General features: G+C 40.3%; 35 protein-coding genes. 14 read left to right on the forward strand and 21 right to left on the reverse strand.

The annotated features are described in order from the left end of the window. Position 1: 1 nt before the first annotated feature. From ACKWCF_RS11970 to ACKWCF_RS11980, 3 genes are read right to left on the reverse strand one after another with little or no spacing between them, the layout of a single operon-like run. Positions 2-937, reverse strand: coding sequence for a hypothetical protein (locus ACKWCF_RS11970; RefSeq protein ID WP_409477827.1), 936 nt, complete (start codon positions 935-937; stop codon positions 2-4). Positions 938-980: 43 nt separating this feature from the next. Then, complete coding sequence (locus tag ACKWCF_RS11975) at positions 981-2,246, reverse strand: hypothetical protein (protein WP_409477828.1); 1,266 nt, start codon at positions 2,244-2,246, stop codon at positions 981-983. A 13-nt stretch (positions 2,247-2,259) separates the two neighbouring features. Continuing rightward, on the reverse strand, positions 2,260-2,496 hold the full coding sequence (locus tag ACKWCF_RS11980) for a hypothetical protein (RefSeq protein ID WP_409477829.1): 237 nt from the start codon (positions 2,494-2,496) through the stop codon (positions 2,260-2,262). Between ACKWCF_RS11980 and ACKWCF_RS11985 the strand changes: the two genes are divergently transcribed. The 4 genes from ACKWCF_RS11985 (at position 2,495) to ACKWCF_RS12000 (ending at position 4,438) form a co-directional block, all read left to right on the forward strand. Further along, a complete protein-coding gene (locus tag ACKWCF_RS11985; RefSeq protein ID WP_409477830.1) occupies positions 2,495-3,490 on the forward strand; it encodes a M23 family metallopeptidase in 996 nt (331 codons plus the stop codon). The two genes, ACKWCF_RS11980 and ACKWCF_RS11985, sit on opposite strands and share 2 nt — an antisense overlap. Positions 3,491-3,550: 60 nt before the next feature. Next, positions 3,551-3,880, forward strand: coding sequence for a hypothetical protein (locus ACKWCF_RS11990; RefSeq protein ID WP_409477831.1), 330 nt, complete (start codon positions 3,551-3,553; stop codon positions 3,878-3,880). A 4-nt stretch (positions 3,881-3,884) separates the two neighbouring features. After that, on the forward strand, positions 3,885-4,148 hold the full coding sequence (locus ACKWCF_RS11995; protein WP_409477832.1) for a VF530 family DNA-binding protein: 264 nt from the start codon (positions 3,885-3,887) through the stop codon (positions 4,146-4,148). A gap of 83 nt (positions 4,149-4,231) precedes the next feature. After that, complete coding sequence (locus ACKWCF_RS12000; protein ID WP_409477833.1) at positions 4,232-4,438, forward strand: hypothetical protein; 207 nt, start codon at positions 4,232-4,234, stop codon at positions 4,436-4,438. 31 nt (positions 4,439-4,469) lie between these two features. Here the strand turns inward: ACKWCF_RS12000 and ACKWCF_RS12005 are convergent, their stop codons facing one another. Then, the gene (locus ACKWCF_RS12005; RefSeq protein ID WP_409477834.1) at positions 4,470-5,069 is read right to left on the reverse strand and encodes a cation transporter; all 600 of its coding nucleotides are present in this window, start codon (positions 5,067-5,069) and stop codon (positions 4,470-4,472) included. Positions 5,070-5,202: 133 nt separating this feature from the next. On the opposite strand from ACKWCF_RS12005, the gene ACKWCF_RS12010 reads away from it, so the two are divergent. Next, entirely contained in the window at positions 5,203-5,571 is a 369-nt protein-coding gene (locus tag ACKWCF_RS12010) for a hypothetical protein (RefSeq protein ID WP_409477835.1), read from the forward strand. A gap of 52 nt (positions 5,572-5,623) precedes the next feature. Here ACKWCF_RS12010 and ACKWCF_RS12015 read toward each other — a convergent pair whose 3' ends face one another. From ACKWCF_RS12015 to ACKWCF_RS12040, 6 genes are all read right to left on the reverse strand, one after another. Beyond that, on the reverse strand, positions 5,624-5,890 hold the full coding sequence (locus tag ACKWCF_RS12015) for a CsbD family protein (protein ID WP_409477836.1): 267 nt from the start codon (positions 5,888-5,890) through the stop codon (positions 5,624-5,626). Between the two features lie 13 nt (positions 5,891-5,903). Then, positions 5,904-6,512, reverse strand: a complete 609-nt coding sequence (locus ACKWCF_RS12020; protein ID WP_409477837.1) for a hypothetical protein — start codon at positions 6,510-6,512, stop codon at positions 5,904-5,906. A 46-nt stretch (positions 6,513-6,558) separates the two neighbouring features. After that, positions 6,559-6,948: a four-helix bundle copper-binding protein gene (locus ACKWCF_RS12025; protein WP_409477838.1), complete on the reverse strand. Its 390-nt coding sequence runs from the start codon at positions 6,946-6,948 to the stop codon at positions 6,559-6,561. Between the two features lie 46 nt (positions 6,949-6,994). Then, positions 6,995-7,222, reverse strand: coding sequence for a translation initiation factor IF-1 (gene infA / locus ACKWCF_RS12030; RefSeq protein ID WP_409477839.1), 228 nt, complete (start codon positions 7,220-7,222; stop codon positions 6,995-6,997). Continuing rightward, entirely contained in the window at positions 7,222-7,548 is a 327-nt protein-coding gene (locus ACKWCF_RS12035; protein ID WP_409477840.1) for an RNA recognition motif domain-containing protein, read from the reverse strand. The genes infA and ACKWCF_RS12035 overlap by 1 nt, the downstream gene beginning before the upstream one ends. Before the next feature lie 164 nt (positions 7,549-7,712). Beyond that, a complete protein-coding gene (locus tag ACKWCF_RS12040) occupies positions 7,713-8,438 on the reverse strand; it encodes a lytic transglycosylase domain-containing protein (RefSeq protein ID WP_409477841.1) in 726 nt (241 codons plus the stop codon). 314 nt (positions 8,439-8,752) lie between these two features. Here ACKWCF_RS12040 and ACKWCF_RS12045 point away from each other — a divergent pair, with 314 nt between their 5' ends. Together ACKWCF_RS12045 and ACKWCF_RS12050 are read left to right on the forward strand one after the other, a co-directional pair. Next, on the forward strand, positions 8,753-8,962 hold the full coding sequence (locus ACKWCF_RS12045) for a hypothetical protein (RefSeq protein ID WP_409477842.1): 210 nt from the start codon (positions 8,753-8,755) through the stop codon (positions 8,960-8,962). A gap of 28 nt (positions 8,963-8,990) precedes the next feature. Next, entirely contained in the window at positions 8,991-10,676 is a 1,686-nt protein-coding gene (locus ACKWCF_RS12050; RefSeq protein WP_409477843.1) for a S8 family serine peptidase, read from the forward strand. On the opposite strand, the gene ACKWCF_RS12055 is transcribed toward ACKWCF_RS12050, so the two are convergent. The 3 genes from ACKWCF_RS12055 to ACKWCF_RS12065 all read right to left on the reverse strand — a co-directional run bounded on the left by ACKWCF_RS12055 (position 10,673) and on the right by ACKWCF_RS12065 (position 12,854). Further along, positions 10,673-11,551 (reverse strand): alpha/beta fold hydrolase, encoded by an 879-nt coding sequence (locus ACKWCF_RS12055; RefSeq protein ID WP_409477844.1) that lies wholly within the window; start codon positions 11,549-11,551, stop codon positions 10,673-10,675. The genes ACKWCF_RS12050 and ACKWCF_RS12055 overlap by 4 nt on opposite strands. 144 nt (positions 11,552-11,695) lie before the next feature. Beyond that, positions 11,696-12,154, reverse strand: coding sequence for a hypothetical protein (locus tag ACKWCF_RS12060; RefSeq protein WP_409477845.1), 459 nt, complete (start codon positions 12,152-12,154; stop codon positions 11,696-11,698). Between the two features lie 34 nt (positions 12,155-12,188). Then, positions 12,189-12,854: a hypothetical protein gene (locus tag ACKWCF_RS12065; RefSeq protein WP_409477846.1), complete on the reverse strand. Its 666-nt coding sequence runs from the start codon at positions 12,852-12,854 to the stop codon at positions 12,189-12,191. Between the two features lie 85 nt (positions 12,855-12,939). Here ACKWCF_RS12065 and ACKWCF_RS12070 point away from each other — a divergent pair, with 85 nt between their 5' ends. Then, a complete protein-coding gene (locus tag ACKWCF_RS12070) occupies positions 12,940-13,779 on the forward strand; it encodes a LysR family transcriptional regulator (protein WP_409477847.1) in 840 nt (279 codons plus the stop codon). Between the two features lie 11 nt (positions 13,780-13,790). Beyond that, positions 13,791-14,597: a class I SAM-dependent methyltransferase gene (locus ACKWCF_RS12075; protein ID WP_409477848.1), complete on the forward strand. Its 807-nt coding sequence runs from the start codon at positions 13,791-13,793 to the stop codon at positions 14,595-14,597. A 4-nt stretch (positions 14,598-14,601) separates the two neighbouring features. Here ACKWCF_RS12075 and ACKWCF_RS12080 read toward each other — a convergent pair whose 3' ends face one another. Next, positions 14,602-14,946 carry a hypothetical protein gene (locus tag ACKWCF_RS12080; protein ID WP_409477849.1) on the reverse strand — a complete coding sequence of 115 codons (345 nt, stop codon included), beginning with the start codon at positions 14,944-14,946 and terminating at the stop codon, positions 14,602-14,604. 179 nt (positions 14,947-15,125) lie between these two features. Here ACKWCF_RS12080 and ACKWCF_RS12085 point away from each other — a divergent pair, with 179 nt between their 5' ends. The 4 genes from ACKWCF_RS12085 (at position 15,126) to ACKWCF_RS12100 (ending at position 17,279) form a co-directional block, all read left to right on the forward strand. Continuing rightward, complete coding sequence (locus ACKWCF_RS12085; RefSeq protein ID WP_409477850.1) at positions 15,126-15,308, forward strand: DUF1328 domain-containing protein; 183 nt, start codon at positions 15,126-15,128, stop codon at positions 15,306-15,308. Between the two features lie 88 nt (positions 15,309-15,396). Next, a complete protein-coding gene (locus ACKWCF_RS12090; RefSeq protein WP_409477851.1) occupies positions 15,397-16,368 on the forward strand; it encodes an OmpA family protein in 972 nt (323 codons plus the stop codon). A gap of 9 nt (positions 16,369-16,377) precedes the next feature. Beyond that, positions 16,378-16,656, forward strand: a complete 279-nt coding sequence (locus ACKWCF_RS12095; RefSeq protein ID WP_409477852.1) for an Hpt domain-containing protein — start codon at positions 16,378-16,380, stop codon at positions 16,654-16,656. A 146-nt stretch (positions 16,657-16,802) separates the two neighbouring features. Beyond that, positions 16,803-17,279 (forward strand): response regulator, encoded by a 477-nt coding sequence (locus tag ACKWCF_RS12100; protein WP_409477853.1) that lies wholly within the window; start codon positions 16,803-16,805, stop codon positions 17,277-17,279. Between the two features lie 171 nt (positions 17,280-17,450). Here ACKWCF_RS12100 and ACKWCF_RS12105 read toward each other — a convergent pair whose 3' ends face one another. From ACKWCF_RS12105 to ACKWCF_RS12135, 7 genes are all read right to left on the reverse strand, one after another. Then, complete coding sequence (locus tag ACKWCF_RS12105) at positions 17,451-18,911, reverse strand: sigma-54-dependent transcriptional regulator (RefSeq protein ID WP_409477854.1); 1,461 nt, start codon at positions 18,909-18,911, stop codon at positions 17,451-17,453. Then, positions 18,908-19,357: a hypothetical protein gene (locus ACKWCF_RS12110; RefSeq protein ID WP_409477855.1), complete on the reverse strand. Its 450-nt coding sequence runs from the start codon at positions 19,355-19,357 to the stop codon at positions 18,908-18,910. The genes ACKWCF_RS12105 and ACKWCF_RS12110 overlap by 4 nt, the downstream gene beginning before the upstream one ends. A gap of 64 nt (positions 19,358-19,421) precedes the next feature. Further along, a complete protein-coding gene (locus ACKWCF_RS12115; protein ID WP_409477856.1) occupies positions 19,422-19,718 on the reverse strand; it encodes a hypothetical protein in 297 nt (98 codons plus the stop codon). A gap of 98 nt (positions 19,719-19,816) precedes the next feature. Further along, a complete protein-coding gene (locus ACKWCF_RS12120; protein ID WP_409477857.1) occupies positions 19,817-20,368 on the reverse strand; it encodes a hypothetical protein in 552 nt (183 codons plus the stop codon). A 137-nt stretch (positions 20,369-20,505) separates the two neighbouring features. Continuing rightward, on the reverse strand, positions 20,506-20,826 hold the full coding sequence (locus tag ACKWCF_RS12125) for a hypothetical protein (RefSeq protein ID WP_409477858.1): 321 nt from the start codon (positions 20,824-20,826) through the stop codon (positions 20,506-20,508). Beyond that, positions 20,826-21,500 carry a M24 family metallopeptidase gene (locus tag ACKWCF_RS12130; protein ID WP_409477859.1) on the reverse strand — a complete coding sequence of 225 codons (675 nt, stop codon included), beginning with the start codon at positions 21,498-21,500 and terminating at the stop codon, positions 20,826-20,828. Before ACKWCF_RS12130 ends, ACKWCF_RS12125 begins: the two co-directional genes overlap by 1 nt. Further along, the gene (locus ACKWCF_RS12135) at positions 21,490-22,314 is read right to left on the reverse strand and encodes an EamA family transporter (RefSeq protein ID WP_409477860.1); all 825 of its coding nucleotides are present in this window, start codon (positions 22,312-22,314) and stop codon (positions 21,490-21,492) included. The genes ACKWCF_RS12130 and ACKWCF_RS12135 overlap by 11 nt, the downstream gene beginning before the upstream one ends. A 214-nt stretch (positions 22,315-22,528) precedes the next feature. On the opposite strand from ACKWCF_RS12135, the gene ACKWCF_RS12140 reads away from it, so the two are divergent. Continuing rightward, the gene (locus ACKWCF_RS12140; protein ID WP_409477861.1) at positions 22,529-25,021 is read left to right on the forward strand and encodes a hypothetical protein; all 2,493 of its coding nucleotides are present in this window, start codon (positions 22,529-22,531) and stop codon (positions 25,019-25,021) included. Positions 25,022-25,029: the final 8 nt, after the last annotated feature.

A 25,029-nucleotide genomic window follows, 5' to 3' on the forward strand; every position in this document is an offset into this window, starting at 1 on the left:
CTTAAAAAGCAACTTGGCCTGATAATGTCACTTGCCATTCATTTGGCATACGTAGGCGTTCGCTGGTTTCATCAAAGACACTTGTTCCATCATACAATGAACGATTAAAAATACGGGCGTATTCTAAATCAAAGAAAGTGTCTTTTCCTAAAAAAGTTTTAACTGATAAAGCCGCTTTTGAAGTTTCGTAATAAATTTGTTCTTTTTTATCTACTCGGCCCGCGCGAAAGAAAGTCTGCTGACCGTGTTCAAGCTTTGCATTTAATTGAAAAGGCCTTGAAATCATGTACCCCGCCTGAAGGTTCAGTCTCGCGGGAATTAAATAAAACACCGACATCGATAACTTTTCGCTGGGGCGTAACCAGTAAGTTACAAACGGTAAACCGATCACTCCGCCAGATGTTTTATCTTCTTCGATAAAAGTATAAGCAAAACCCGGAAGAGGAATATTGTTTAAAAATGAACGGTTATTTGAATAATTTAAAAAATAAATCCACGAACTTGTCGGTGTTTTTGAAATCTTACGAGTTAAAGTTAAATCAAAGGCGCTGACATCAGCGCTCTCAAAGGGTTTATCACTGGCAGAGCCATAGTTACCTGACAAACCCCAAGTGTTTTTGTCTGCATCTTCTTTAGCCCAAGCAAAACCATACTGCACGCTATGCAGATCATTCACCGGAACAAAATCAGAACTTGAAACTAGATTATTGAAACTTAAGTTATATGACTTAGCCGTAGCTGCATAAGTTGAATTTTCATTTTGATAAAGTGGCAGGTAGAAAAAAACTTCGTTTTGCTCAGACACATAACTTTCATCTGATTCATGAAATGCATCACCGGCTAATTTAAATGAAATGCGGCCTTTGTGTTTTCCGGGCGAGCCAAAATCCGGTGCTAACTGCGCGAAAGCTACAGTTTGAAAACTAAGAGCTGCCATGAAAAATGAAATGACAAAGCGAAAATTCAAGAAAAACTAATCCTTATTTAATCAAAGCCATAAATTGATTATGACTCCAAAACTTCAGATTTACAACACGTGAACCAGTTCCTACGTTTTCTACAAGCTGATCATCCGCGTAAATATTGACGGTATACTGCTTTAGATCAGGAACGCCTGTTAATTTATTCATATCACTTTCAACCATTCCGCCGTGGTCATCGTCGACTTCGTAGCCACCCAGGATCGAACCTTCTTTCACGCGCTCTAAGAACTGCGCTTTAGTGATTTTGGTGAAATCAATCGAGTCATGCACGTAAATACCACGAATCGGTAAATGAATCGTCAGCGCTTCTTGGCTTATCATAAAGTGTCTGGTGATCAGATCTAACTGACTGGTGCGAAGGCATTGGTTATAAAATCCGCCCATCATAATCACCGTGTTTGAACTATACATCACTGAATGTTCACCGTTTTTAGAAAAATAAGCGCGGTCTGGATTTTTATCTTCTAAATACCAAGTCTGATCATGAACGCCGTCATCACTGACTAAGTACACAACTGGCAAGCCTTTAGCTTTTGCTTCCCGAATGGTTTGATCAGCAAAAGTTTTAATTGATTTATCATCGAAGATCGTTGTCGCATGAGTCACTAACACCAGTGGCTTTGTAATCACAGGATCTTTTCCGGCCCAACGTTTTTTCTCGAATTCTTTAACCGTACCTTTAATAAGAGCCTCGCGGTATAAAGGATTTTTTAACCACGGGTTAGAGTCTTTAGAATTTAAAATGTAATTTAATAATTGATAAAGCGCATTTGAAGCATTCGAAGTTTTCTCGTAATTCGGATCTTGAAAGTTAAACTTCATAGCTTCGTCATTATACTTTTTAGCGATTTGATTTAACGCTGTCATATGCGGAGCTAAAAATTTTTGTAAATCAGGATACACAATCGTCATTGCATCAGCATCTAAACGAAGACAGTTAAACTTTGCCCACATATCTTTTGAATCTAAAGTTTGTGAATTGATTTCGAAATCTAGAACTTGTGCCTTAACAGCCGACTGGCAAATTTCTTTAAAACTATAATACTGTTCTTCTTTTGAATCATTCATCCAGAATTCGCGTTTGCCAAAACGATCGCCTTCGGCATCACGACGAATGCGGTACCAAGATTCATAGGGTTTAACGGGCGCATAGGGCTTTACCTGAACTTTTAAGCTAGATCCTGTGACTTGCACGCTAACCACCGCTTGGGCCTTAAAGGCCATGATAAGCGCGAATAATAATGGGTAAATCCAGTGTTTCATAATGAGACTTTCTCTATAAAATAGCGGTCTTAAAATATTCATTTGAAAGAATCATTCCACCTTCGACACCTATTAGAGCAACTACGTTAAGACCGGGTAAAAAATGACTGTACAAAATCCTGACAGCGACGAATAACGCTAATGCATGAAATAAGTCATGGCTTAAGCACGCCAGCTCGAATACTTTGCGTTTAAAACTTGGAACGAATGTAGCTCTAATAAAACGCGAACGAACTTTAGGAGCTACCATGTATAAAAAAATTATCATCAATCTAGCAATGGCCATGATTACACCACTAGTTATCGCAAGCCCAATGGAAGAAGCTGACGAAGCTTTAGCCTATGCCACAGCTGCTGATTCAAATTTTTATTTTGAAACTTCAAGAAATGTGAAGCTTTCGGTGTTTCACCCGGACGTCACAGGTAAAATGTCGGTAACAAGCCAAATCTCTGTACCTGAAAATTCAATCTTAGCCGTGAAACTTTCGTCGTTTTCTTACAACGCGAATGAAAACTGGGTCTGCGGAATCCGTATTGTCGACGTGATGGATGAAGACCTTCGCGAATCTGATGCCGCTGATGAACAAGATTTCTGTATTAGAACCGATGCGATCAAAAACACGAAATTATTAGAAAGTAGTAACGGTAAAAATAAAGAAGCTTTCTTAAACTACTTAAAAACAGGCCAAGTTAAAGAACTTCATGAACTTGGTTTTCAGGCATACAACCCACAAAATGCTTTACAAAACTATCAAACATTTAAAGCTAACGCATCAACTGGCGGTAGTATCATCAGCCCACTTAAAAATTGCGGTGTGGGTTGTTTAACAGTAACAAGTGAATACGGCATGCGTAAACACCCGGTCTTAAAAACTAAACGTTTACATAAAGGCATCGACTTACGTGCTAAAATCGGCACACAAGTTGTGAGCGTTTATGATGGTAAAGTTTTAGCGACTCGCACTGAAAAAAATAGAAAAACCGGTAAAATGAAAGGTTACGGCCACTACGTGATCGTGATCCACCCGCAAAAAGGTATTGAGACTTTATACGCTCACTTATCTGGTTTTAAAACTTCTGCAGGAAGACCGGTAACACAAGGCCAAACAATCGCGTTATCTGGTAATACAGGTATTGGTACTGCGCCGCACTTACACTTTGAAATTCATAAACGCAAAAACAACAGTTATGTTCCAGTAAATCCACGTACCTACGTGGCGCAAATGTTAAATGTAAGTCTTTAAGAGTCGTGGTGTTAAACAAAATAGATTGGTTTTTCATAAAATTAAGTTACGCTTAAAGGTATGAAAAACCTTATCTTAGCAACTACCCTATTTTTAGCAGCACAAACTTCAATGGCCAAAACTTCACTTATTTGCTACGAAAAAATCGCAAATACAGTTGAACGCGTACAAACAGTTAACGTCGAAGTTGGCGAACGCGTAAAACTTTTTGAAGATGGTATCAACTCAAGCTACATCACAGAAAAAAAACCTGGCTTTTTCTCGATGGAACTTTTCATGGGTAACCGCGAACAGCGTTTATACTCTGAAGGCAACATGGCTGAAAAAGGTTCGATCATCGTGGCCATCTGGACACGCGATGAATTAATCGAAATCGAATGCACTAAGTAATTAGATGAACAAGGTTCAACAAAACCTTTCAGACGGAAAACCCGCTCTGGAAGGTATTACTCTAGAAACAATGGTCACCGAATTAGTTGAAAACTACGGCTGGCAAAGATTATCTGAAAAAATCTCGATCAACAGTTTCACTGAAAATCCAAGTATCAAATCCAGTTTGAAATTCTTAAGAAAAACTCCTTGGGCACGACTCAAAGTTGAACAGCTTTACACTTGGCGCGCTAAGACCGGCTGGGATCCTCGCGATAATGCGAAGTAAATCCAACACTTAACTCTGCAATTACCCCTATCAGCAAATTTATGTTATAATGTAAGTCCGATAAAACGAGTTCAGGAGGATTTATGGATACAATACTTCTTGATACCGCAAAAGGACTGCTTTTCTTAGTAGTTGTCGGTCTTATCATGTGGATCTGCGCGCAAGCGCTCTTATTTATCTACGCAGTTCTTGGCGATAACATTGGCTATTTAGCACTTATCCCGACGGGATTGGTCTTAGCCTACTTATTTGGGCAAGCGATTTCAGCGCAAAAAGAATTTCCGAATTAAGCGTGATTTCGCTACGTCAATTCCGCCGGGCCTATTTATAAATTTCGCTCGACCAAGCACGAACACGATGCTTCTCTAACTCAAACTGAGCTTCGCTAACAACATCGTAGGCTGTTTTTAAATATAGCGCCGCAATCGCAAAGCCTACGATAACATCAGGTGCACCCGATCCTGTTAAAACAACCAAGCCTGAAGCAATAATAACACCGATGTTAGCGAAGATATCATTGCGCGAACATAACCACACTGATCGCATATTTGAATCAGCATGACGATACTTGTATAATAAAACCATACACACAGCGTTTGATAAAAAAGCTAATAACCCAATACTCGTCACTGTTAATGAAAATGGAACTGTACCCGCTATTCCACGGTACACGGCTTGGCCCATCACAAAAAAGCCAAACATCGCCATCACAAGTCCTTTGAATAGACCGGCGCGAGCTTGCCACAAAGGGCCGTGCTGAAGAGCGTACCAACTAATTCCGTAGATAGCGGCATCGCCTAATAAATCTAAAGAGTCGGCCATAAGAGCTGTGGATTTTGCGAAGTAGCCGCTTAAAAATTCAATGGCGAACATCGAATAGTTGATCCACATGACCAGACGTAGAACTTTGCCTTGTTCCATAGGGCTATAACCTACTTGAACAGGCAAAGCGAAGTCATGAAACCCGCGATAGGAGAGGCTAATTGAAAACAATCTGTATTAGCTGCTTTGCAAAAAAATAGACATCGGTTTAGAGAGTGGCTAACGTTTACTTATGAAAACATTTCTTATTATCACTTTGTTTCCATTTGCAGCTTTTGCCGAAAATTTTCTTAACTGTTCCTTCGGAATGTTCAATGTCACTATTCTTAGCACAAAGACCCAGTTAACTGAAGATCTGCACATCGGCAAAACGACGTGGGCCAACTATCAAGCCTCGCCACCGAAAGAAATTTTTAATGCTGTTTTAGAGCCGCAAGACAAAGAACTTTACCGCTTTCAATTAGAAGAAGGCTTCGGCGAAAAAAATATTCACATCATTGTTTCACAAGAAAAAGTGGCTACTAGTGCCTATTCGGCTTACGCGTTAAATCCACAGATGCCGATGATGGATAAAATGACCGGCACTTGCGAAATAAAATAAAAGCCGATAGCCGCCCCTCAGTTTGGCTATCGGCCGTATCTACCGAGTTAAACTAGTTCAATCGGTCACGATTGCGTTCATTCTCGTCGCGTAGATTATTTTTGTATTCTTCGGTTTTATCTTCAAATTTTGAGTATACTCTTTCTAGTCTTTCTTTCGCCTGTTCTTTGGTTAATCCGAACTTCTGCTGGATTAAGCCAGAAATTGACTCCATATTACCTTTAGTTTGTTCAACTTCGTCATCTGTCAGATCACCCCAGGCTTTTCTGATTTCGCCTTTGATTTCTTTCCATTTACCTGCGATTTGTGATTGGTTCATAAAATCCTCCTTGTTAAAAACTTATTGGAAAACTAACGCTGGCCACGTAACCAGATTCAGTTAACTCAATTCTGTCTTGTGCATTTACGTCCGTAAAAGGACCTAGTTTTTCTAATTCCGTCGAATCATATTTCAAGTTTTGATATTCAAGATTAATACTAAACATCGCTACGTGAAAACCAGCGCCTAAGCGCGGCCCTTTGGCCTCTTTAAACTTCAAATCAACACCGTTATCTTCTTTAGGATCTAGCACGCCATCGACGACATAACCTGCCCATAGACGAAGACCTACAATCGGCATTTGCAAACCAAGCACCACGCCATAATTTGATTCTTTAGCGTCAGCTTCAAAATTCGAATCTTGGTATTTAGGTTGCGAATATCTTAAGTCAGCAGCCAGAAAAACCGTGTCAATCACATGCCCACCAAGTCTTAAGCCAAAGCCTGTGCCTTTAACATCTCCTGATGAATCACTTAAGAATGTATTTGGATATTCAATATCCGCTTTGAAGTTTTGATAAGTGATCATCGGCTCTAGAAAAAAGCCATCTTCGGCAAAAACTTTCGGGGATAATAACGTCGCCAGCGTAAAGACAAATGCATTTAATAAAAACTTTTTCATAAATTACCACCTTGTTTATTTGTCTGTGCGTAAATTTATAAAGCAATTAATGCGCCACCATTTTTAAACAACTTTGTGCGCAACGCTGACAGATATCAGCACACTCATTCATGATGCGGTCACCATCACCGACTTTTTCGCATGAGATCGCGCAAAAATCGCTGATATCAGCACAGGCTTGGCAAAGCTTGGTGTGTAATTCAAAATCACGCGACATCCAGATCGCATTCAGCGAACAGATTTCAGCACAAGCAATCAGTGTTTTAATATGATTTGGTTCGACGTGTTGTTCGTCCATGCGTAAACAATAATTTAGCGTTGAGCTACAGACTTTAGCGCACTCATTGCAAATAATAATGCACATTTCTAGCGACTGCGCATCAATGTCGGATTGAACTTTTTGACGTAGATTTTCAGAACTTTGATTTTGAGTCATATTTTCCTCCGTTAAAAATTATTTTTTAACGGAGCAAAATTAAGACCTAACGAACGACTTTGTGTCGGTGGGTAATTAACCCGTGCGTTGGATCGTAGGGGCTAACACCGACTTCTACGGTATCACCAACCACTACTTTGATATTGAATTTTTTCATTTTACCACAAAGGCGAGCACGAATGCTCACCCCGTTGTCTAACATCACTGAGTACATACCGCCACCTGACATGTCGGTAATTTTACCAGCAACACTAACTAGATCGTCTTTAGCCACTAGTAACGTGACCCGCGGTTACCACCGCCGAAGCCACCACGGTTACCACCGCGACCGCCGCCGCCACCTTCACGTGGAGCCATTGGTTTAGCTTCAGAAACGTTCATGTTACGGCCAGATTGCTCAGTGCCGTGTAATTTTTCGATAGCTGCTAAAGCTTCTTCATCAGAAGACATTTCAACGAATGCGAAACCTTTGCTACGACCAGAATCACGGTCCATAACAATACGGGCTGTTTCAACAGTACCGTGTGCAGAAAAGATGTTTGTTAATAGTTGCTCATCCATGCTGTAAGATAGATTGCCAACGTATAATTTTTTACCCATAAATTCCTCCCAGGAATTGGTATTTGTAACTCACCAGGAAGAATAGCGGAATGCGAATTCATTTGGACGAGACAGTTTGAGCCCCACCTTGACATACTCGGCCCAAATTGCCTAAGAAATAATGAAAAATCTTGTAATAGAGAATTGATTCGATTTGAGCCGGACTAAACGGCTTGTTTACTGCGGCTGGCTTTGATTTTCTTTAGTTCGTCATAGATCTCGGTGTAGTTCTTGATCACTTTATGATAATACGGGTGGGCCGAAATGTCCTCAGCCGGAAGACGCCCAAGCCTACCGATCCCCATATTGTAAGCATTCACATAACGGCTCGATTTTGAATCTAGGGTCTTTTTTAAATACTTAAAATAAAGCGCACTCACTTTGATGTTATATTCAGGATTTTTAAGCGCCTGTGGGCCTTTCCATTTAACACCTTTTTTCTTACAGATCCATTTGGCCGTATCAGGCTTAATCTGCATTAAACCAATTTCACCCGAAGTACCGATCGCTCTTTCGTTAAACTGGCTTTCGGTTTTAATCACCGCCATTAAAAAGATCGGGTCATATTCGTACTGTTTACTTTCAGCAAATACAGCTTTTACGAATTTATCAGATCCTAATTTAGGATTCGCTTTTTCTAAGTATTGTTTAATGTATAACGCGAATTCCTTATCGCCTTGAAAGTCTTTAAAGTCGCTCGCTTTATATTTTGATTTTAATAACTCTTTGGCGTGCTTTTCGCGGATCTTTTCAGAGATCTGCATATCAGGGCTAATCGATTTGTGGTTACAACCCACGAAATAAAAGAAAAAAGAAATGGCGAAAAGTAAAGAAACTAATTTCTTCATTATTCTTGAAATAAGCCAGTCATCTAAAATGATTGATTTCATACTAGAAAAGACTTCAATAAAAAGACCAAAAAAACTGTCTTTCTAACTATCAGAAATAACAGCGTTCTTAGAATGAGAATTGTATTTTTCAGATGAGAACTAATATAGAAAAGCATTGTCTAAAAGTTATTAGACAATGTCTGAAAGTTCGCCATTCACGATGAAACAATCTCTTAGTGAAAAAAAATGTGTTATTTTTGTGAATGAAAATTGATCGTTCTCAAATGGGGCAACCTGCCCTATTTGTCTTATGTCCCATTCTTGCAAGTCTATTTTCTATGTCGCGCCAACGTTTTAGCAAAGGAGGCTTTTTTATGCATCATTCGTCGACCTATGGAAATCTGCGTAAAGAGAGAAAATTTGCTCGCCAACTTTTCTTAGGAATTAGTTTAGCGATTATTGCCGCTGTGGTTTTAATTTATATCGTGTCACAGCTTAAAGCCCTTTATCCTTATCTGCCCGGCACAACTCCGGCCACTCAAGAAGAACAACAACAAGGGCGCCCCCTAGAGCCTACACAATAATTATTCAAATTTAACCATCGGAGCTCGTATGAACAAATTGGTCTTATCGTTCTTATTGTTTTGGGCAGCAAGCTTAATGTTTGCATGCAGCAAAGAAGAAAAACCAGAACCGAAACCCAGCGACTTAGATCCGCGTGGTGTATTTCGCCCCCTTGAAAACGAGACCGATCCTGACAAAATTGATAATTGGTTTACCAAAGGGCCTTCAGAAAAGGTCGAAGGCATTGATGTTGAACGAGCTTACAAAACTTTAAATTTAAATCCTAATGCTAAATCAATTACCGTTGCCGTCATCGACGGTGGTTTTGATTTAAATCACGAAGATTTAAAAGGTCGTATGTGGGTTAACCAAAAAGAAGCGCAAGGTCTTCAAGGCGTTGACGATGATCAAAATGGTTATATTGATGATATCAACGGTTGGAATTTTTTAGGTGCTAAAGACGGCCAAGGACGAAGCTTAAATGTAAACCAAGAACGTCTTGAAAGTACGCGCGAGTTAGTGCGCTTAAAAAAATTACGAGCCACACTCATTGCCACTGGCCAAGGCTTACAAAGATTTGATCAAGCCTATTACGATAAATTAGAAAACGAAGTGACCGGCGATCGAACAGTCGCACGCATTCAAATTAAGTACATAGAAAATGCAATTGCCCGTGTGCAGGAACTTTTTAACAGCATTCAAACAAAGCTTAATATTCCGTTTGATAAACTGACTTTAGAAGCCGTACAAAGTTTTAAAGCGACTACTGATGCCGAACAAGAAGCTAAAGAAGCTTTAATCGTCGAATTTAATTCTAGCATGGCTAAATCCGTTGAGCGCATCAGACTGCGCCTGACGCAATTGCAACTATCTCTTGAAACTTCGCTGAATGAAAACTTTAACCCGCGTGCCGAAATTATTAAAGATAACCCCGATGATTTTTCAAACGGTTATTACGGTAATAACGATGTCACTGGACCAGATCCACTTCATGGAACTCACGTTGCGGGAATTATCGCAGCCATTAGAAATAACGGCGTAGGTATTAACGGAGTATCACCTTACGCTAAAATCATGGCGATTCGTGCTGTTCCAAACGGTGATGAATACGATAAAGATATTTACTTTGCGGTCAAATACGCTGTCGATAACGGCGCAAAAATTATCAATATGAGTTTTGGTAAACGCTATTCTCCGCACAAATCTAAACTTGATGAAATTTTTAAATACGCAGCCCAACGTGGTGTAATTTTAGTTCATGCTTCTGGAAACTACGCACACAACAATGACCGCCGCGATAATTATCCGAACCGTTTCACCTCTTCACCTAACTCAAATGCTGAAATTAGAAATTGGATCGAAGTCAGCGCTTCGTCACGCTATAGCACATCAGCGATTGTGGCTAATTTTTCAAACTACGGAAAAGAAAGTGTTGATATCTTTGCACCAGGTTTTGAAATTAACTCGACGGCTCCAAATAACACTTACATGGTTTTAAGTGGAACAAGTATGGCAGCTCCCGTCGTTGCGGGAATATTGTCTGTGCTTATGGCGCAAAACTTAAATCATACTCCGGAGCAGATTCGTCAAATTCTTTTACGCAATGGCCGCGATAAAAGTTCGCTTGAGGTGTTAAAACCAGGCATGGGCGAACTTGTTAAATTTGGTGAGCTATCGCGTTCCGGAGCAGTCGCAGATAATTACAAAGCTTTAGAGAAGCTTTTAAAAAACTAAGCTATTGGCAGAAGATCAGATAAAATCTGGTCTCTGCAATTTAATAAAATAGAATAGTGGCCTTCATGTTCAATAAAGTTGAGCGTGGCCTTTGGTAAATAGCTTTGCATGTCCTGCGCAAAACGTGGGTGAACCACATCATCTAATCCGCCGTGCCATAAGGTTACCGGGCAAGTCACTTCACTTAACGGAAAGCCCCAATCTTTTGCAAAAATCTTAATATCACGAAGAACACCAGCAGGCCCTTGTTTTAAAGCTAAAGTTGTAGCTTCAACCAGAACTTCTTGAATATCGGCATGCTTAAAAACTTGTTTGTCTGGCTCTGAGAAACCATCCATTTCAGTAAATAAAGCCTCTTCGATTTTATCTAGGCCTTTTTCCCAAACGCGGCTTACACCAAAGTGTAAAACGGGATCTGGAATAAACTGCTGCGCAAGCCACGTTCTTTTTTGAATGCGGTTCATGTACTTAAAGTTTTTAAAAGTTAACGGTGCAATTCCACCCAGCGAAGTGAGCTTTAACACTTGCTCTTTCATTAAATACGCCACAGCTAAGGCGTAAGGTGCACCGCCGCTCACTGAAATAATTGAAAATTTATCAATTTGTTGTTCAGCAAATAGATTTTTAATCTGCTGCGCAAATTTTAAAAAAGTAAGATCTTTTTGCGGCATCGATTTGCCATAACCAGGGCGGTCAATGGCAATAAGTCTGAAAGATTCAGAGACTGGGGATGTTGAAACAAGTTTACCATGCTCAGAACAACCCGGAAAACCATGGACGAGAAAGAATACGGGCTTATCTAGATCACCCCACTCTTGAATAAAGATTTTTTCGTCGTCATTTCCAAAATAATAACTGCGGTCACAAGGTTTCATCCTCTTATTGTAGGTCTAAATTTAACAATCCGTCCACAGTTTTAAACTAGAATAAAAGCTTCACTGCGGACGAGGTTTAAAACCAACAGGGTGTAAAATTTTAAACCATGACCCGCAGTAAAAAGTATTGAACTCTAAAAAGAACTATTGGCAATCGTCAATGTGACGGCTTGGCAATTCAGATGTACGTTGGTGAACGAAATTAAATCCACGCACTTTTGTTGAAACATCTTCAATTAAGTAAACCGCGCAAGTTTTATCCGTTTCATTCGGGTAAGTGACTTTCTTTTGTACGATTTCAAAGTCATGAAGTTCAGTTGTTGGATTATTCTGAACAACGTCTTCAACTTTAAAAGTTTCGTAAGTCGCTAAGCAAGGTGCTGATTCGCCTTCGTTTCTGTGATTTAGCAGCGTTTCGGCCGCTAGACCAGGAACTAAGATTTTTACAAAGTAAGTGTCGCCGTAACCTAAGTTACTTGAACGAATTCCTGTTGTTGATAAATCAACTGCAAGTTTTACTGTTTTTTTCAAAATAATCGTTTCGCCCGCTTGTGCTGTAAAAGCTGAAAGCAAGATGGCTGCTGATAAAAAGATTTTTTTCATGGTTTTTCTCCTTAAGTGCGCTTGTGGCGCGATTTTATATTTTGCTTAACTTTCTAATTTGAATATTAAATTCACCGACCGGATGAGCTTGGCCAGCTTCATTTTTTAATGGCACAACCACTTTTTCCTGCTCGTCATGGCTTAGATCTTGTAAAATAAGATCTTGGCCATTTAGTTCTTGGCCTGCGAAATACATCTGAGTGATTAACTCTTTGTATCCCACACGCGAAATCTTAAAGTGAATATGTGGTGGTCTCATCCAATCTGTATCTGCTGGATAAGCTCCTGGTAAAATCGTACGAAACTTGTAACGTCCCTGCTCGTCAGTCACTGATTTACCCCAATACTGAAAATTTGGATCAATTGGCGCCGTATTTGGATCTGAAGGATGATTATATTTTCCTGAAGCGCACGCTTGCCAGATCTCAACAAGCACACCTTTAACAGGTTTGCAGTTTTGATCAGTTACTTGTCCTTGAACGATGATCACTTCACCTAAGGCAAACAGCGAACTTCCTTCTAAACGAATTAAATCAGCGTCAGTATCTAATTGATCTTCGACTGGATAAAATGGACCTTCAGTTTGGCGTGGTGTTAATCCTGGTTTACACATCAACTCATTAGCTGCGGCTGTTCTGCTTAAAGCCATTAAGCCCACAGATGTAATTAGACTATTTTTAATAAGATCACGTCTTTTCATACGTATCCCCCTTAAACAGAAGAAATACGCTGTAAACCATAATAAATATAATGAAAGTTAGAATTGAGTGTGATAACTGATATTTATGATTAATCAAACCGACTTAAAATACTTTTTAGAATTATCTCAGACACTTCACTTAACGCGCGCCTCTGAACGCTTAGGCATAACACAGCCTGCCTTAAGCCACTGTGTAAAGCGCTTAGAGTCAGATTTAAACTGTCAGCTTTTCTTGCGCTCGAAAAAAGGCGTTCAACTTACCCCTGCGGGAATAAAACTTAAACAGTCAGCCAATTCGATGATCATGCAGTGGGAAAATTTAAAACAAAATATCGCTGACGACATCGAAACTCCGCAAGGAATTATCAAGCTTGGCTGTCACTCGGCCGTAGCCCAATACATTCTGCCTTCATTACTTAAAACCTTCTTAAAGAAAAACCCAGGTATTGAAGTGCAGTTAACTCACGGCTTGTCACGTCATATGACAGAACAAGTGGTTAGTTCTGTGTTAGATGTGGCATTTGCGGTTAACCCAGTCGCCCACCCCGATTTGATCATTAAAGAAATTTGCCGCGATGAAGTTTGCTTATGGAAAGCAAAAAACTGCCAAAACGACGATGTGCTGATCATCGAACCCGGACTTTTACAAACTCAAGACATTTTACAAAAACTAAACAAAAAAGGTTTCACGTTTAAACGCGTTATCGAATCGTCAAGCCTAGAAGTGATTGCCAAGCTTGTAGCCGAAGGTGTTGGTTGTGGCATCGTGCCGGAGCGCGTTCTTCAAAGTTATGAATCGCAAAGCTACGAAAAAGTTAAAGCTGCGCCGCAGTTTTCAGATAAGATCTGTTTGGTTTACAAACAGGAATTTCGTAAAATCAAACGCGGCCAAATCTTTATTGAAAGTGTTATGGCCAGCATTTAAAGGATAATTCTATGGCGCAAAAGTATATTCACGGTTTTGAAAAAAAAGAACAGGATCGTTTGATCTATCAAGCAGATTTTTTAGAACCTTATGTCTATCAGGGCGTCGATTTAGAATTTACAAAAAATCTTTTAGAAGTGGGGTGCGGCGTAGGAGCACAAACTCAGATCTTGTGCCGTCGTTTTCCCAAGCTTCAAATTGATGGTATCGATTTATCAGAAGCCCAGCTAAAAACAGCCAGCAAAGTTTTGGCTAAAGAATTTAAATCTGGCCGTGTTCACTTACAGCAGCAGGACGCGCAAAAATTACGTTTAAGTAAAACTGATTACGATGCTGCTTTTATCTGTTGGTTTCTAGAACATGTTCCAGATCCACTGTTAGTTTTAAAAAATGTGCGTAAAAATTTAAAACCAGGTGCAAAAGTTTATGTTTCTGAAGTGTTTAATCACAGTCTTTTTATGGAGCCGTACTCTCCGGCTTACTTAAAATACTGGTTTGAATTTAATGATTTTCAATGGGAAATCAAAGGCCACCCGTTTGTGGGAGCGCAATTAGGAAATTTATTAAAAGCTTCAGGGTTTAAAAATATCAATGTTGAAATCAGACCATTTCACTTTGATGCGCGTGAACCGGAAAAGCGAGCTGCTTTTATTGATTACTTCTTTGATATTTTACTAAGTGCCGAAGAAACACTGATCAAGACAAAACGTGTAACTCCGCAACTGATCAAACAAATGAAAAAAGAAGTCGAAATTGCTAAAAAAGCAAAAAACTCTGTTTTCTTTTACTCTTACGTTCGCGCGACAGCTACAGCGTAGCTGTCTATTTCACAACATCTGCTTTAATGTACTGGTATTGAATATCAGCGCAGTTATTTTCAGGAATCGCCTGAAGAACCGCTAGGTATTTACTTTTACCGCAGTCATAAGAAATCAAGTAACTAGCTACCGCTGGATCTTTATCAATCGTGATCGGCGCACTTGATAGATTAAGATTTGTAAATTTCACTTTTCCGCAGTGCTCAGTCGCTAATTTTTTTGCCCGTTTGGCAAAGCTTTCAAGACTTGTTTGCTTTTTACAGTTAACTGCTTCTTGTTCTCCTGCGAATGTTAAAGACGACGAAAAAATTCCACCGCACATTGAAAGAATAAGAATCAAATTTTTCATATTTACCTCGCTTATTTTGAGCAATTACGCTGTAGACTTTCGCCACGGTGAACCATGGCAATACACCACATCTTCGTTTATCGACTTACATGACTTGCAATTTAACCAGCTTAGGCCTGTGGAGAGGTGCTTGCAAATGCATATTGCGCTGTTCAACGTAAATTCCATCGGAGGTAAATATGTTACGAGCCGCTATTGTATTTTTTGTTTTGGCCTTAGTAGCCATTTTATTCGGGGCTACCGGCTTTGCCGGAGTTTCTATGGAAATCGGTCGTGTATTACTAGCCGTCTTTTTAATTCTTGCTGCTATTAGCTTTGTCGCAAGTCTTATCGGCGGAAGACGACAAGACTATCTTCCTTAATGTTTTGGTTCCCCACAGGGATATGATTTACCAACCTCTCTTGTGTGAGTCATATCCCTGTCATCTTTTTCTTTTAAAGGAGCTTCGTATGCTAAAGCTAACAATCCTTTCAATGTTTTTAATTTTTCTTAGTTTTTCTTCAGGCTGTGCGAACAAAGCTAAAACTGTAGAATTTCCTGCGGGTGCAAGCCCCAGTGTAGAGATGGGCCGTCTTGAAACCGATATTCAACAGGCTGAATTAGACCAAGTCGACATCACAGCACCGGATTATTTTTCGGTGGCAAAACGTAAGTTAGCCGAAGCCAGAAAGATGGAGTCTGAAGGAAAACCCGAGCATAAAATTCTTAAAACTGTCGGCGAAGGCCGTGGTAATTTAAATTATGCCATCGTTACCCAACAAGATTTCAGAGGCGAATTAAACGATATTCTTGAAGCCCGTGAAATGGCTTTAAAAGCCGGAGCTCTTGAAAACTATCCTAGTGAATTTTCGCGGGTCGACTGGGACTTAAAAGATGCTGTTAAAGGTTATAAACCCAATAAAGAGTTTTTGTCTTTCAGTACCCATCAGCAATTTAAAAATAAATATTATGATCTGCAAAAACGTGCGATTGCGGCGAACAACAAAATTGAACGCACTATCGCTGTTGAAGAATTAAATTTTGATCCGGCAGAAGCTGAAGTTTACCGGGATGGCGAAAGAATTCTTATTCGTTTAAAAGGCGAAAACTTTGCCCCTGGACAAGCTGAAATTTCAGAAGGCGCCCATCCAACATTAGATAAAGTAAAAGAAATCTTATCTTCAATGGATGCTGAACAGGTTAAAGTCGAAGGTTTTACCGATTCAACTGGAAGCGCTTCAATCAATCAAAAGCTTTCGGAACAACGTGCAGAATCCGTGGCTGATTATCTTTTAGCTCCTGAAGGTACACCACTGACAACTTCAGAAATTGAATATCAAGGTCTAGGCGCCAAAAAGCCAGTGACGACAAACTTAACTAAAGAAGGTCGTGCAGCAAATCGTCGCGTAGATATTATCATTACGCCAACAAAGGTTGAGTAAGAAGGTTTTATGCAAATCGAAATTCCACACGAAGCTGTTGTAAAATATATGGAACGTCGAAAAACAGATGTCGAAAACTGCCGTACAGCTCTGCAAAGCGGTAACCTTTCGGTCTTAGAGACCGTAGGGCACCAGCTTAAAGGGAACGGTATTACCTTCGGCTTTCCTGAGATTTCAACGATTGGTGAAGCTTTAGAAATCGCCGCGAAAGAACGCAACACTCAAGCAGCCAGCGAACAAGTTGATGCTTTAGCGAGCATCGTTGAGAAAAATGCGCTCTTGCACTAATTGTCCTTTTTCTCTGCGTGCTGGGGCTTTTTTCCGACTGTATTCAAAATAAATTTACAAAGAGCGAACAGATTCCCTCTGAGTTATGGCTTAGCGATTGCTTATATGAGCGATGTACTGAAATTCAAATTCAGAGGGGTGAAATAATGAATCAGTTTACGCATGTGGATGCGACTAAATTAGTCCTTCCACGCCATGGAAGAATTTTAATTGTCGAAGACGACAAAGACCTAGCCGAAGTATTAGCCGATAAATTCGCATTTGAAGGAGCTTACGTAGAAATCGCCAACGATCCGTACGAAGCGCTTAACCAATTAAGCGAGCATCACTTTGATTTAGTGATTATGGATTGGCAATTGCCCGATATGACCGGCGGTGAAACCTTAAAACAAGCCGATCGTAATGCGATGATCGATCCACTTGCTTCAGAACAATGGACGATGAAAAAAACACCGGTTGTGATTCTTTCAGCTCACAAAGCCAGAGAATGCAGAACCAATAAGAATAGCACATACCGTGTAGTTTCTTATGTGAGCAAGCGCCAACCGTTTGCCAATATCATGAAAAATCTGAAAGACATTTTCACAATGTCACTAGCACCAAAACTAGTCAGAGCCGTATAAAAAAATAAACCAACAAACAAAACCAAAACCACGTCAGACCATTCCCAAAAAACCAGGTCTGACGGCAGGATGCCGTCAGAAGCCACAGCAGGATGCGGCCTTCGCAAAAAAACAAAAAACCCGCACCACAAGGGCACGGGTTCAAAATCAATACTCACTCAAACAAAGAAACTACTGAGGCATCATCGTCTGTTCAGCTTTTTGCATAGCTGCAAGCTTTCGGTACAATGTTTTACGATCGATACCTAACTCTTTCGCTGTCTTTTCTTTAGATTCGTTATTTTTACGAAGCACTTTTAAAATATAAATCTGACAAAGTTCTTCTAACTTCAGTGTTCGTTCATTCATGACAATTTTTTCTAGTGTCATTTCAGTCGTTAATTTCGGAGTGGCCGCGATGGCAGGCACTGTGGTTTCAACAATTTCTTCAGAGTTAGCCTTTTCGAAATCAACAAGATCTTTAGGCTCTATCAAACCACCTGTAGCCAGAACGACCGCGCGCTCAACCGTATTCTCAAGCTCGCGCACATTACCGCGCCAAGGGTTATTAAGTAAACCTTCGGTGGCCTCACGCGAAAACCCGGTAAGAGGAATTCCGTTTAACGCTGAGTATTTCTTTAAGAAAAACTCGGCTAACGGCAAGATATCTTCTTTACGCTGGCGTAAAGGCGGAATACGAATCGGAATTACATTCAAACGAAAGTACAAGTCTTCACGAAATCTTCGCTCTTGCACCTCAATACGTAAATCTTTATGGGTGGCAGCTACGATGCGCACATCGATCCCACGTTGTTGGTTTTCACCAATACGGCGAATTTTCTTTTCTTGTAACACCCGTAATAATTTCGCCTGCAGCGGTAAACTCATATCCCCGATTTCATCCAGGAATAATGTTCCGCCCTCAGCTTCTTCAAATAAACCGACTTTTTTATCAACTGCACCGGTAAACGACCCTTTCGCATGACCAAAAAGTTCTGATTCTAATAATGTTTCAGGAATCGCTGAACAGTTAATAGTTACAAACGCTTCTTTACAGCGCGAACCCATCGAATGCACAGCTTTAGCGATCACTTCTTTACCCGTTCCTGATTCACCGGTAATTAAAACGTGCGCTTGTGATGACGCCACTTTTTTTGCCAGATCTAAAGCCTGTTTAAATCCGGCGGATTTTCCGATAATGCCATTTAGGCCCGTGCCTTCTTTATTTTGAATCACAGCTTTTAAAACTTTGTTTTCACCGCTGACTTTGCGGTAATGCATCGCCCGCTGAACTGATGTCAGTAAGTTCGGAAATGGAATTGGTTTTAAAATAAAATCGTAAGCACCCACTTCGACTGTTTGCACCGCAAGATCGACTTCATTATGACCGGTAACTAATATGACTGGAATATCGATTTCTTCTTCATGCAGTCTTTTGGTGAATTCAATTCCAGAAAGTTCGGGCATCATTAAGTCAGTAATGATCACGTCGAAATTTTCCTGGTTTTTCTTTACTGTAGCCAGAGCCTCCAGCGGAGTAGAAAAAGTTGTGACATCAAAGCCTCGAGGTTTAAAAAAAGCCTCAATCACTTCTGACATGTCTTGGTCATCTTCAACCACGGCCAAGCGGCCGGTAGAATTTATCGTTTTCATACAGCCCCCGTTGCAGCGGCTTCTTTCGCTGCGTGTTTTTCTCTTCTATTTTCAACAAATTCATTAATTAAATTAGCAAATGCCTGCTCCAGTGGAGAATGCATTTCAGTGGTCAACACGTCCGATGGACGCGTGAGATGTTCTGGATGGGATTTTTTATAACTTGCTATTGCAATCAGTAAAACACCTAACACACAAATTCCGAGACCGCCTCCGGCGACAGCAGTCATCATCCAAGACCCTTTTAAATCATAAATCGCAAGAACATTGAAAAAGGCGACCAATGCTCCCGTTAAAAGTAAAACTAATCCAGCAAAACCCAAGGCCGCTGATTTAGCCATCGACCTGATACGAGCTATGGCATAGTCGACAATAACCTCGTAAGGAATCGACAACAGCCGTTTTCCAAACAATAGTGATGCGATTGACGAAAAAAATTTAAACATAGCTCATCCCCCTCAAATTTAAAAAGGCCCTGATCTTTCAGAGCCTTTTTTTTAAAAACTTATTTTATCTACCACTGCGGCTGCTGCTGCGGCCAAAAAATAAACCGCAAATCACGCCCACACCAAGCGCGGCACCAAGCCAAGCTGTTGGATTACGACGAACGGCTGCTACAGAAGTGTCGTAAGCATCAATTGATCTTGTTTTTAAACTAGAAAAAGTATCAGCCATACGTTCAGAAATTGGAGTTTCTAAAAACTCTTCGCCGGCGCGACGAGCACGGTCTACCGCATGACTTGCTCTTTCACCGATTTTTTCAGCTTTAGAATTAAATTGATTTTTGATATCAGAAGTCGTTTCCATATTTTTCTCCTTGGCGTTTTAAAACACCTGATTATTAGTTTTTAGTGATCGATCCAATCTTTGTCTTGGTTCGGTTCTAAATTTTTGTTTTTTGTCGATTACTTTTTTGTGAAAATCATCAGAACTGCTTTCGAAGCCTGCCCCTTTTCACCAAATAATCCCGTGTCAGTATCCTGAACCGGAGCAGCCCCCGCCACTTCAGTCGTTTTCTTAACACGAGCATCTTTTGTATTTAAAAATTCTTTCAGTTTTCCTGGTCTCTCGGCCATGTTGAAACCATCAACGTTTTTAATTTTTAAATCTGTTTTTAAAAAAGCTTTTAACGATTCGATTCTTTTTTTGGCTAAAGCCACATTGGCTTTACTTTGAGATGTTTTAGCGGCTGGATATTCCTGGTCAGACCACGCAAGAACTTTGACGTGATCAAGTTCGCCTTTGCGGCGCGCCTCATCCACAGCGTTGCGAATTTCTGCACGGCTTTGATCTGTTAAAGCGTCAGATCCTGCCACAAACTCAACTTCACCTAAGCCTGCAGCTCCAAGGCTTGTGGCGGCTTGCTGTGTTTGTTCAGAGATCATAGCTAAGGCTTCAATGGCAAATAATGAAGCCACTAAAGAAATAACGACAAGACAACGCAAAATAATATTCATACAAACGCTCCCAATCCAGTGATTTGTTTGGGGTTTGCAATGACTACGCCACTAAATATTAAACGCGAAGTCGCACGTACTAATTTTTACAAAATGACTCGGGGTAAATTGCCTCGGGCTAAGTCCCAATTTGCAACTTATTTTTCTGTCGACAATTCGAATCTACAATGAATATCATAGCCTTTATTAACCCAATAATAAGAGGTTTCTGAAAGCTTTGTGAAACCAACATTCATATCACCGCACGTCGTTTCATTTTCACAAGAATAACGATAAGGCCCTTGATCATTACAGTAACCCGAGTAAACCACGCGTAAATTAACTGTGCCGTTTACCGAAGTGAATTTAATTTTTTGTGGGCAGATTGAATCATTATTGCCATCAACGCAGTTATAAATTCCATTGGTAAAAGCGTGGGTCTGTAAAGCTATAAACAAAACTAAGACAAAAATTTTCATTAACGCCCCTCAATCATAATATCTTCAAAAAAAGATCCACGCTGGTTTTTATCATCGACGATATGAATCTCTAGTACCCAAATATTTTTAAGCGGGCTTTGTTCAAATTCAAACAATTTATGTTTTGAATATACGTGATGCGGAAAATCACCTAATCTATGCCCGGCCATGCGGTGATCTAGGCGATAACCGTATTCAGCCGTTTTATTTTGCGCAAATTCAAATAACTTGATTCCGGTAGCGCCAGTTTGTTTCCAGTAAGCTTCGGTTTCACGAAAGATAGTTTCACTGGCGCGGGCTAATTTCACGTAATTAGGATTAAGTTCACCACCCGCCTTATTTAAGACGACTGTTCTTCCGAAGTCAGCTTCGTGATTTTCAATAATCGGACCGATATCGATAAACATCATATCTTGATCAGTCACTTTTAAATTTTCATCTGGCAGATCACGAAAAGTTTTAGTGGTATCTGTGCCCATACGAAACTTTGTCGGGTGCCAAAACTTCGTTATATCAAATTCTTTAAAAACATCTTTAACTAAAGCCTGCCCGTCTTTTTCGGTCATACCGATTTCAATACGGTCGATAATAATATCAGCGGCCTTTAAACAAAGCTCACGCGCGTTTAAAAACTTCTGTAAATCAAATTCAGGCCCTAATTGTTCATGATTCATAAGAACTTCCTACACAAGCGATAATCACTAACGACATCGCTCCGATCTGAGTTAAATCTAAACTTTCTTTTAAGAAAATAAATCCAACAGTTGTAGCGACTACTGGCTCAAAGCTCATTAAAATTCCAAAAGTTTTTTCTGGAATCGACTTCATCGCTTTTAATTCTAGGCTATACGGCACAGCACTTGATAAAATCGCCACGCCAAGCCCTGCTAACCAGTAGTTAGGATTAATCACTTGCTGGGTATTGATAAATAATCCTGAAGGCAGGGCTACCATCGCGGCAAAACACATCCCCAAGCTTGCAACAATTAAACTTCCATGATCGTTACGAGTCGCTTTCTTTCCGAAGATAATATATAAAGCCCAAAAGAACGCCGCCACTAATGCTAACAACATACCGATCAGATCTATCTTCATTTCACCGCTATGGAAAAATAAAATCCCAATACCTAAAGCTGCTAGAATCACCCATAAAACATCGATCCACTTACGCGAATATAAAATTGAAACGGCTAATGGCCCGGCAAATTCTAACGTGACCGCTAGTCCTAACGGGATTCTTTCTAATGAAAAATAGAAGAATAAATTCATCAACCCCAGCGATAAACCGTAGGCCGCAATCAATCCCAGTTGTTTACGATCAGTGAGAATATGTTTGAATGTTTTTTTATGTCTCATCGGATTAGCAATGATCACCAAGATGATCGCCGAGAAGAAAACACGCAATGCGGTGACTCCAGCAGGGCCCATTTCAACAAATAAACCCTTCGCAATCGAGGCTCCCGATTGAATAGAAATCATGGCTATCACTAAAAGCAAATATGAAACAATAATGTTAAGACTCCTGAAGTAAAAAAATAACGACCAAACTTTTGACTCTATTTTTATGATTACTATCTAACATTTAGTCAAAAAAGTGAACCTTTGTAAACCCTTGTATTAAGACGATAATTTACCCTTTTTAATGTGTAGTTTTTCTTAAAATGCCCGAAACTGATTTAAATATTTTGACAAGGAGTCAGAAATGACTGTTTCCAAACAAATCACCCTTATTGCGTTACTTGCAGTAGCTATCTCAAGCTGCAGCCCTAAAGGCAGCAGTGGTCCGGCACCTGCGTCTGAAGCATCTCGTGATTTCTCTAGTGCAAGTTTTGCGGTATCTACGCCGGGATCAGATATCCCGTCAGATTACGCGAACTGTACTTTTAACGGACAAACAGTCGCTCATGGATCGAGTGTCAACGCCTACCAAAACTCAACAGTCGCTTACGGTACATATTGTTCGGCCGAAAGAAGAACCTGTGATAACGGGGTACTTTCTGGAAGCTTTCAATATGCAACCTGTAGCGTAGCCGCCCCAGCTTCTTGTTTATTCAATGGTCAAACAGTGGCCCACGGTTCATCTGTTCAAGCTTATCCAAATTCAACAGTCTCTTATAATCAAACATGCCAAGCCGAAACTAGAACTTGTAGTAATGGAGTATTGTCAGGTTCAGCAGCTTACGCTTCTTGTAGCGTAAACACTGCGGCTTCTTGTTTATTCAACGGCCAAACTGTAGCTCACGGTTCAAATGTTCAGGCTTTCGCAAACTCGACAGTGGCTTACGGTCAAACGTGTTCAGTTGAAACTAGAACTTGTACTGACGGTATTTTATCAGGATCAAATGCCTACGCGTCTTGTAATGTTGAAGCGGCAGCAAGCTGTTTATTCAACGGCCAAACTGTAGCTCACGGTCAAGCTGTTACAGCTTTCCAAAACTCGACACAAGCTTACGGTACACAATGTGTGTCTGAACAACGCGTGTGTTCTAACGGTGTGATGTCAGGCAGCTACCAATACGGTTCATGTAACGTAGACGCTGCAAAATCATGTTTATTCAACGGTCAAACTGTGGCTCACGGCCAATCAGTTCAAGCTTTCCCAACATCATCTGTTGATTTCGGTTCTAACTGTATCTCTGATACAAGAACTTGTAATGACGGTGTGTTATCAGGTTCAAACCAATACGCAACTTGTTCTGTGAATAAACCAGCTAGCTGTTTATTCAACGGTCAAACAATTGCTCATAATCAAGTTGTGAACGCTTTCGCAACTTCGACTGTAGCTTTCGGTGGTACTTGTTCTTCTGAAGAAAGACTTTGTTACAATGGCGTGTTAGATGGTTCTAACCAATACGCTTCTTGTACGGTTGATGCTCCAGCAAGCTGTTTAATTAACGGTTTAACAATTGCTCACGGTCAATCAACCATCCTATTTAAAGATGCTAAAGTTCCACAAGGTGAAACATGTGTTCAAGAATCTAGAACTTGTAACAACGGTTCATTATCAGGTTCATACACAAATGGTTCTTGTGAAGTTGAAGCTCCTAAATCATGTGAGTTTAACGGTAGAACTGTAGCTGATGGCCAAACTGTAACCGCGTTCTTAACTGGTTCAGTAGCTTACGGTCAGTCTTGCCAATCTGAAACTAGAACATGTTCAAACGGAGTATTATCTGGTTCGAACACATTTGCTTCTTGTTCTGTTGAGGCGGCTCTGTCTTGTACTTTCAACGGTTCAACGATTGCCCATGGTCAAACTGTAGAAGCTTATAAGTCTTCATCAGTGGCTTACGGTCAGTCATGTTCTTCTGAAACTAGAACTTGTACAAATGGTGTTTTATCAGGCTCGAACACTTACTCTTCTTGTTCGGTAGAAGCTGCTAAGTCATGTTCTTTTAACGGCCAAACAATCTTAAGTGGCTCGTCTGTAAAAGCTTACGCTTCGTCGCAAGTTCCTTACGGTCAAACTTGTTCATCTGAAAACCGCGTTTGTACAAACGGTGTCTTATCAGGCTCGAACACTTACTCTTCTTGTGTAGTTGGTCCGAAACCTCCGGTTGTAACACCTCCGAAGTCTTGTACTTTCAATGGTAAAACTGTAGCGCACGGTTCTTCAGTTCAAGCTTACAAATCATCAAGTGTTGGTTACGGTCAATCGTGCCAAGGTGAAACTAGAACTTGTAACGACGGTATATTATCGGGTTCATATACAAGTAGTTCATGTGCGGTAGAAGGTCCTAAATCTTGTAAGATCTTATTTGGATTAATCACAATCCCACACGGTTTTACAATCTGGGCTGCAGCTCATACAACAGCTGGTGGCGGTAACCGTTGCGAAGCAGAGATTACTTTATGTAACAATGGTAAATTCGTGATTGATCCAAGCTTAACTTGCCAACACGGAAATCAACCTCCAGTAACAGTTCCACCTCCAAAACCAGGTGAAGAACAATGTGAAATCGATGTTAAATCTAACAACGGTAAACATTTAGGAGTAAACCACGACGGTAAACATGTAGACTCTGGCTTACACTTGGGTTGGTACAAAGATAAAAAACCTTGTAAACCAAAAGATCCAAAACCACCGGTGCCACCAAAACCAGATCCGCACCATCCGTGTGAGCACAAAGACAAACACAGAAATAACAAAGAAAAAGACGATTGCGATAAAAAAAAGAAAAAAAATAAAAAATAAAGAAAAGG

The organism is Pseudobdellovibrio sp. HCB154 (assembly GCF_046267985.1).
Taxonomy (GTDB): domain Bacteria; phylum Bdellovibrionota; class Bdellovibrionia; order Bdellovibrionales; family Bdellovibrionaceae; genus Pseudobdellovibrio.

Coding starts and splice junctions, on each gene's coding strand:
- ACKWCF_RS11970 (WP_409477827.1), bottom strand. CDS start 937: ATGGCAGCTCTTAGTTTTCAAACTGTAGCTTTCGCGCAGTTAGCACCG.
- ACKWCF_RS11975 (WP_409477828.1), bottom strand. CDS start 2,246: ATGAAACACTGGATTTACCCATTATTATTCGCGCTTATCATGGCCTTT.
- ACKWCF_RS11985 (WP_409477830.1), top strand. CDS start 2,495: ATGTATAAAAAAATTATCATCAATCTAGCAATGGCCATGATTACACCA.
- ACKWCF_RS11980 (WP_409477829.1), bottom strand. CDS start 2,496: ATGGTAGCTCCTAAAGTTCGTTCGCGTTTTATTAGAGCTACATTCGTT.
- ACKWCF_RS11990 (WP_409477831.1), top strand. CDS start 3,551: ATGAAAAACCTTATCTTAGCAACTACCCTATTTTTAGCAGCACAAACT.
- ACKWCF_RS11995 (WP_409477832.1), top strand. CDS start 3,885: ATGAACAAGGTTCAACAAAACCTTTCAGACGGAAAACCCGCTCTGGAA.
- ACKWCF_RS12000 (WP_409477833.1), top strand. CDS start 4,232: ATGGATACAATACTTCTTGATACCGCAAAAGGACTGCTTTTCTTAGTA.
- ACKWCF_RS12005 (WP_409477834.1), bottom strand. CDS start 5,069: ATGGAACAAGGCAAAGTTCTACGTCTGGTCATGTGGATCAACTATTCG.
- ACKWCF_RS12010 (WP_409477835.1), top strand. CDS start 5,203: ATGAAAACATTTCTTATTATCACTTTGTTTCCATTTGCAGCTTTTGCC.
- ACKWCF_RS12015 (WP_409477836.1), bottom strand. CDS start 5,890: ATGAACCAATCACAAATCGCAGGTAAATGGAAAGAAATCAAAGGCGAA.
- ACKWCF_RS12020 (WP_409477837.1), bottom strand. CDS start 6,512: ATGAAAAAGTTTTTATTAAATGCATTTGTCTTTACGCTGGCGACGTTA.
- ACKWCF_RS12025 (WP_409477838.1), bottom strand. CDS start 6,948: ATGACTCAAAATCAAAGTTCTGAAAATCTACGTCAAAAAGTTCAATCC.
- ACKWCF_RS12035 (WP_409477840.1), bottom strand. CDS start 7,548: ATGGGTAAAAAATTATACGTTGGCAATCTATCTTACAGCATGGATGAG.
- ACKWCF_RS12040 (WP_409477841.1), bottom strand. CDS start 8,438: ATGAAATCAATCATTTTAGATGACTGGCTTATTTCAAGAATAATGAAG.
- ACKWCF_RS12045 (WP_409477842.1), top strand. CDS start 8,753: ATGCATCATTCGTCGACCTATGGAAATCTGCGTAAAGAGAGAAAATTT.
- ACKWCF_RS12050 (WP_409477843.1), top strand. CDS start 8,991: ATGAACAAATTGGTCTTATCGTTCTTATTGTTTTGGGCAGCAAGCTTA.
- ACKWCF_RS12055 (WP_409477844.1), bottom strand. CDS start 11,551: ATGAAACCTTGTGACCGCAGTTATTATTTTGGAAATGACGACGAAAAA.
- ACKWCF_RS12060 (WP_409477845.1), bottom strand. CDS start 12,154: ATGAAAAAAATCTTTTTATCAGCAGCCATCTTGCTTTCAGCTTTTACA.
- ACKWCF_RS12065 (WP_409477846.1), bottom strand. CDS start 12,854: ATGAAAAGACGTGATCTTATTAAAAATAGTCTAATTACATCTGTGGGC.
- ACKWCF_RS12070 (WP_409477847.1), top strand. CDS start 12,940: ATGATTAATCAAACCGACTTAAAATACTTTTTAGAATTATCTCAGACA.
- ACKWCF_RS12075 (WP_409477848.1), top strand. CDS start 13,791: ATGGCGCAAAAGTATATTCACGGTTTTGAAAAAAAAGAACAGGATCGT.
- ACKWCF_RS12080 (WP_409477849.1), bottom strand. CDS start 14,946: ATGAAAAATTTGATTCTTATTCTTTCAATGTGCGGTGGAATTTTTTCG.
- ACKWCF_RS12085 (WP_409477850.1), top strand. CDS start 15,126: ATGTTACGAGCCGCTATTGTATTTTTTGTTTTGGCCTTAGTAGCCATT.
- ACKWCF_RS12090 (WP_409477851.1), top strand. CDS start 15,397: ATGCTAAAGCTAACAATCCTTTCAATGTTTTTAATTTTTCTTAGTTTT.
- ACKWCF_RS12095 (WP_409477852.1), top strand. CDS start 16,378: ATGCAAATCGAAATTCCACACGAAGCTGTTGTAAAATATATGGAACGT.
- ACKWCF_RS12100 (WP_409477853.1), top strand. CDS start 16,803: ATGAATCAGTTTACGCATGTGGATGCGACTAAATTAGTCCTTCCACGC.
- ACKWCF_RS12105 (WP_409477854.1), bottom strand. CDS start 18,911: ATGAAAACGATAAATTCTACCGGCCGCTTGGCCGTGGTTGAAGATGAC.
- ACKWCF_RS12110 (WP_409477855.1), bottom strand. CDS start 19,357: ATGTTTAAATTTTTTTCGTCAATCGCATCACTATTGTTTGGAAAACGG.
- ACKWCF_RS12115 (WP_409477856.1), bottom strand. CDS start 19,718: ATGGAAACGACTTCTGATATCAAAAATCAATTTAATTCTAAAGCTGAA.
- ACKWCF_RS12120 (WP_409477857.1), bottom strand. CDS start 20,368: ATGAATATTATTTTGCGTTGTCTTGTCGTTATTTCTTTAGTGGCTTCA.
- ACKWCF_RS12125 (WP_409477858.1), bottom strand. CDS start 20,826: ATGAAAATTTTTGTCTTAGTTTTGTTTATAGCTTTACAGACCCACGCT.
- ACKWCF_RS12130 (WP_409477859.1), bottom strand. CDS start 21,500: ATGAATCATGAACAATTAGGGCCTGAATTTGATTTACAGAAGTTTTTA.
- ACKWCF_RS12140 (WP_409477861.1), top strand. CDS start 22,529: ATGACTGTTTCCAAACAAATCACCCTTATTGCGTTACTTGCAGTAGCT.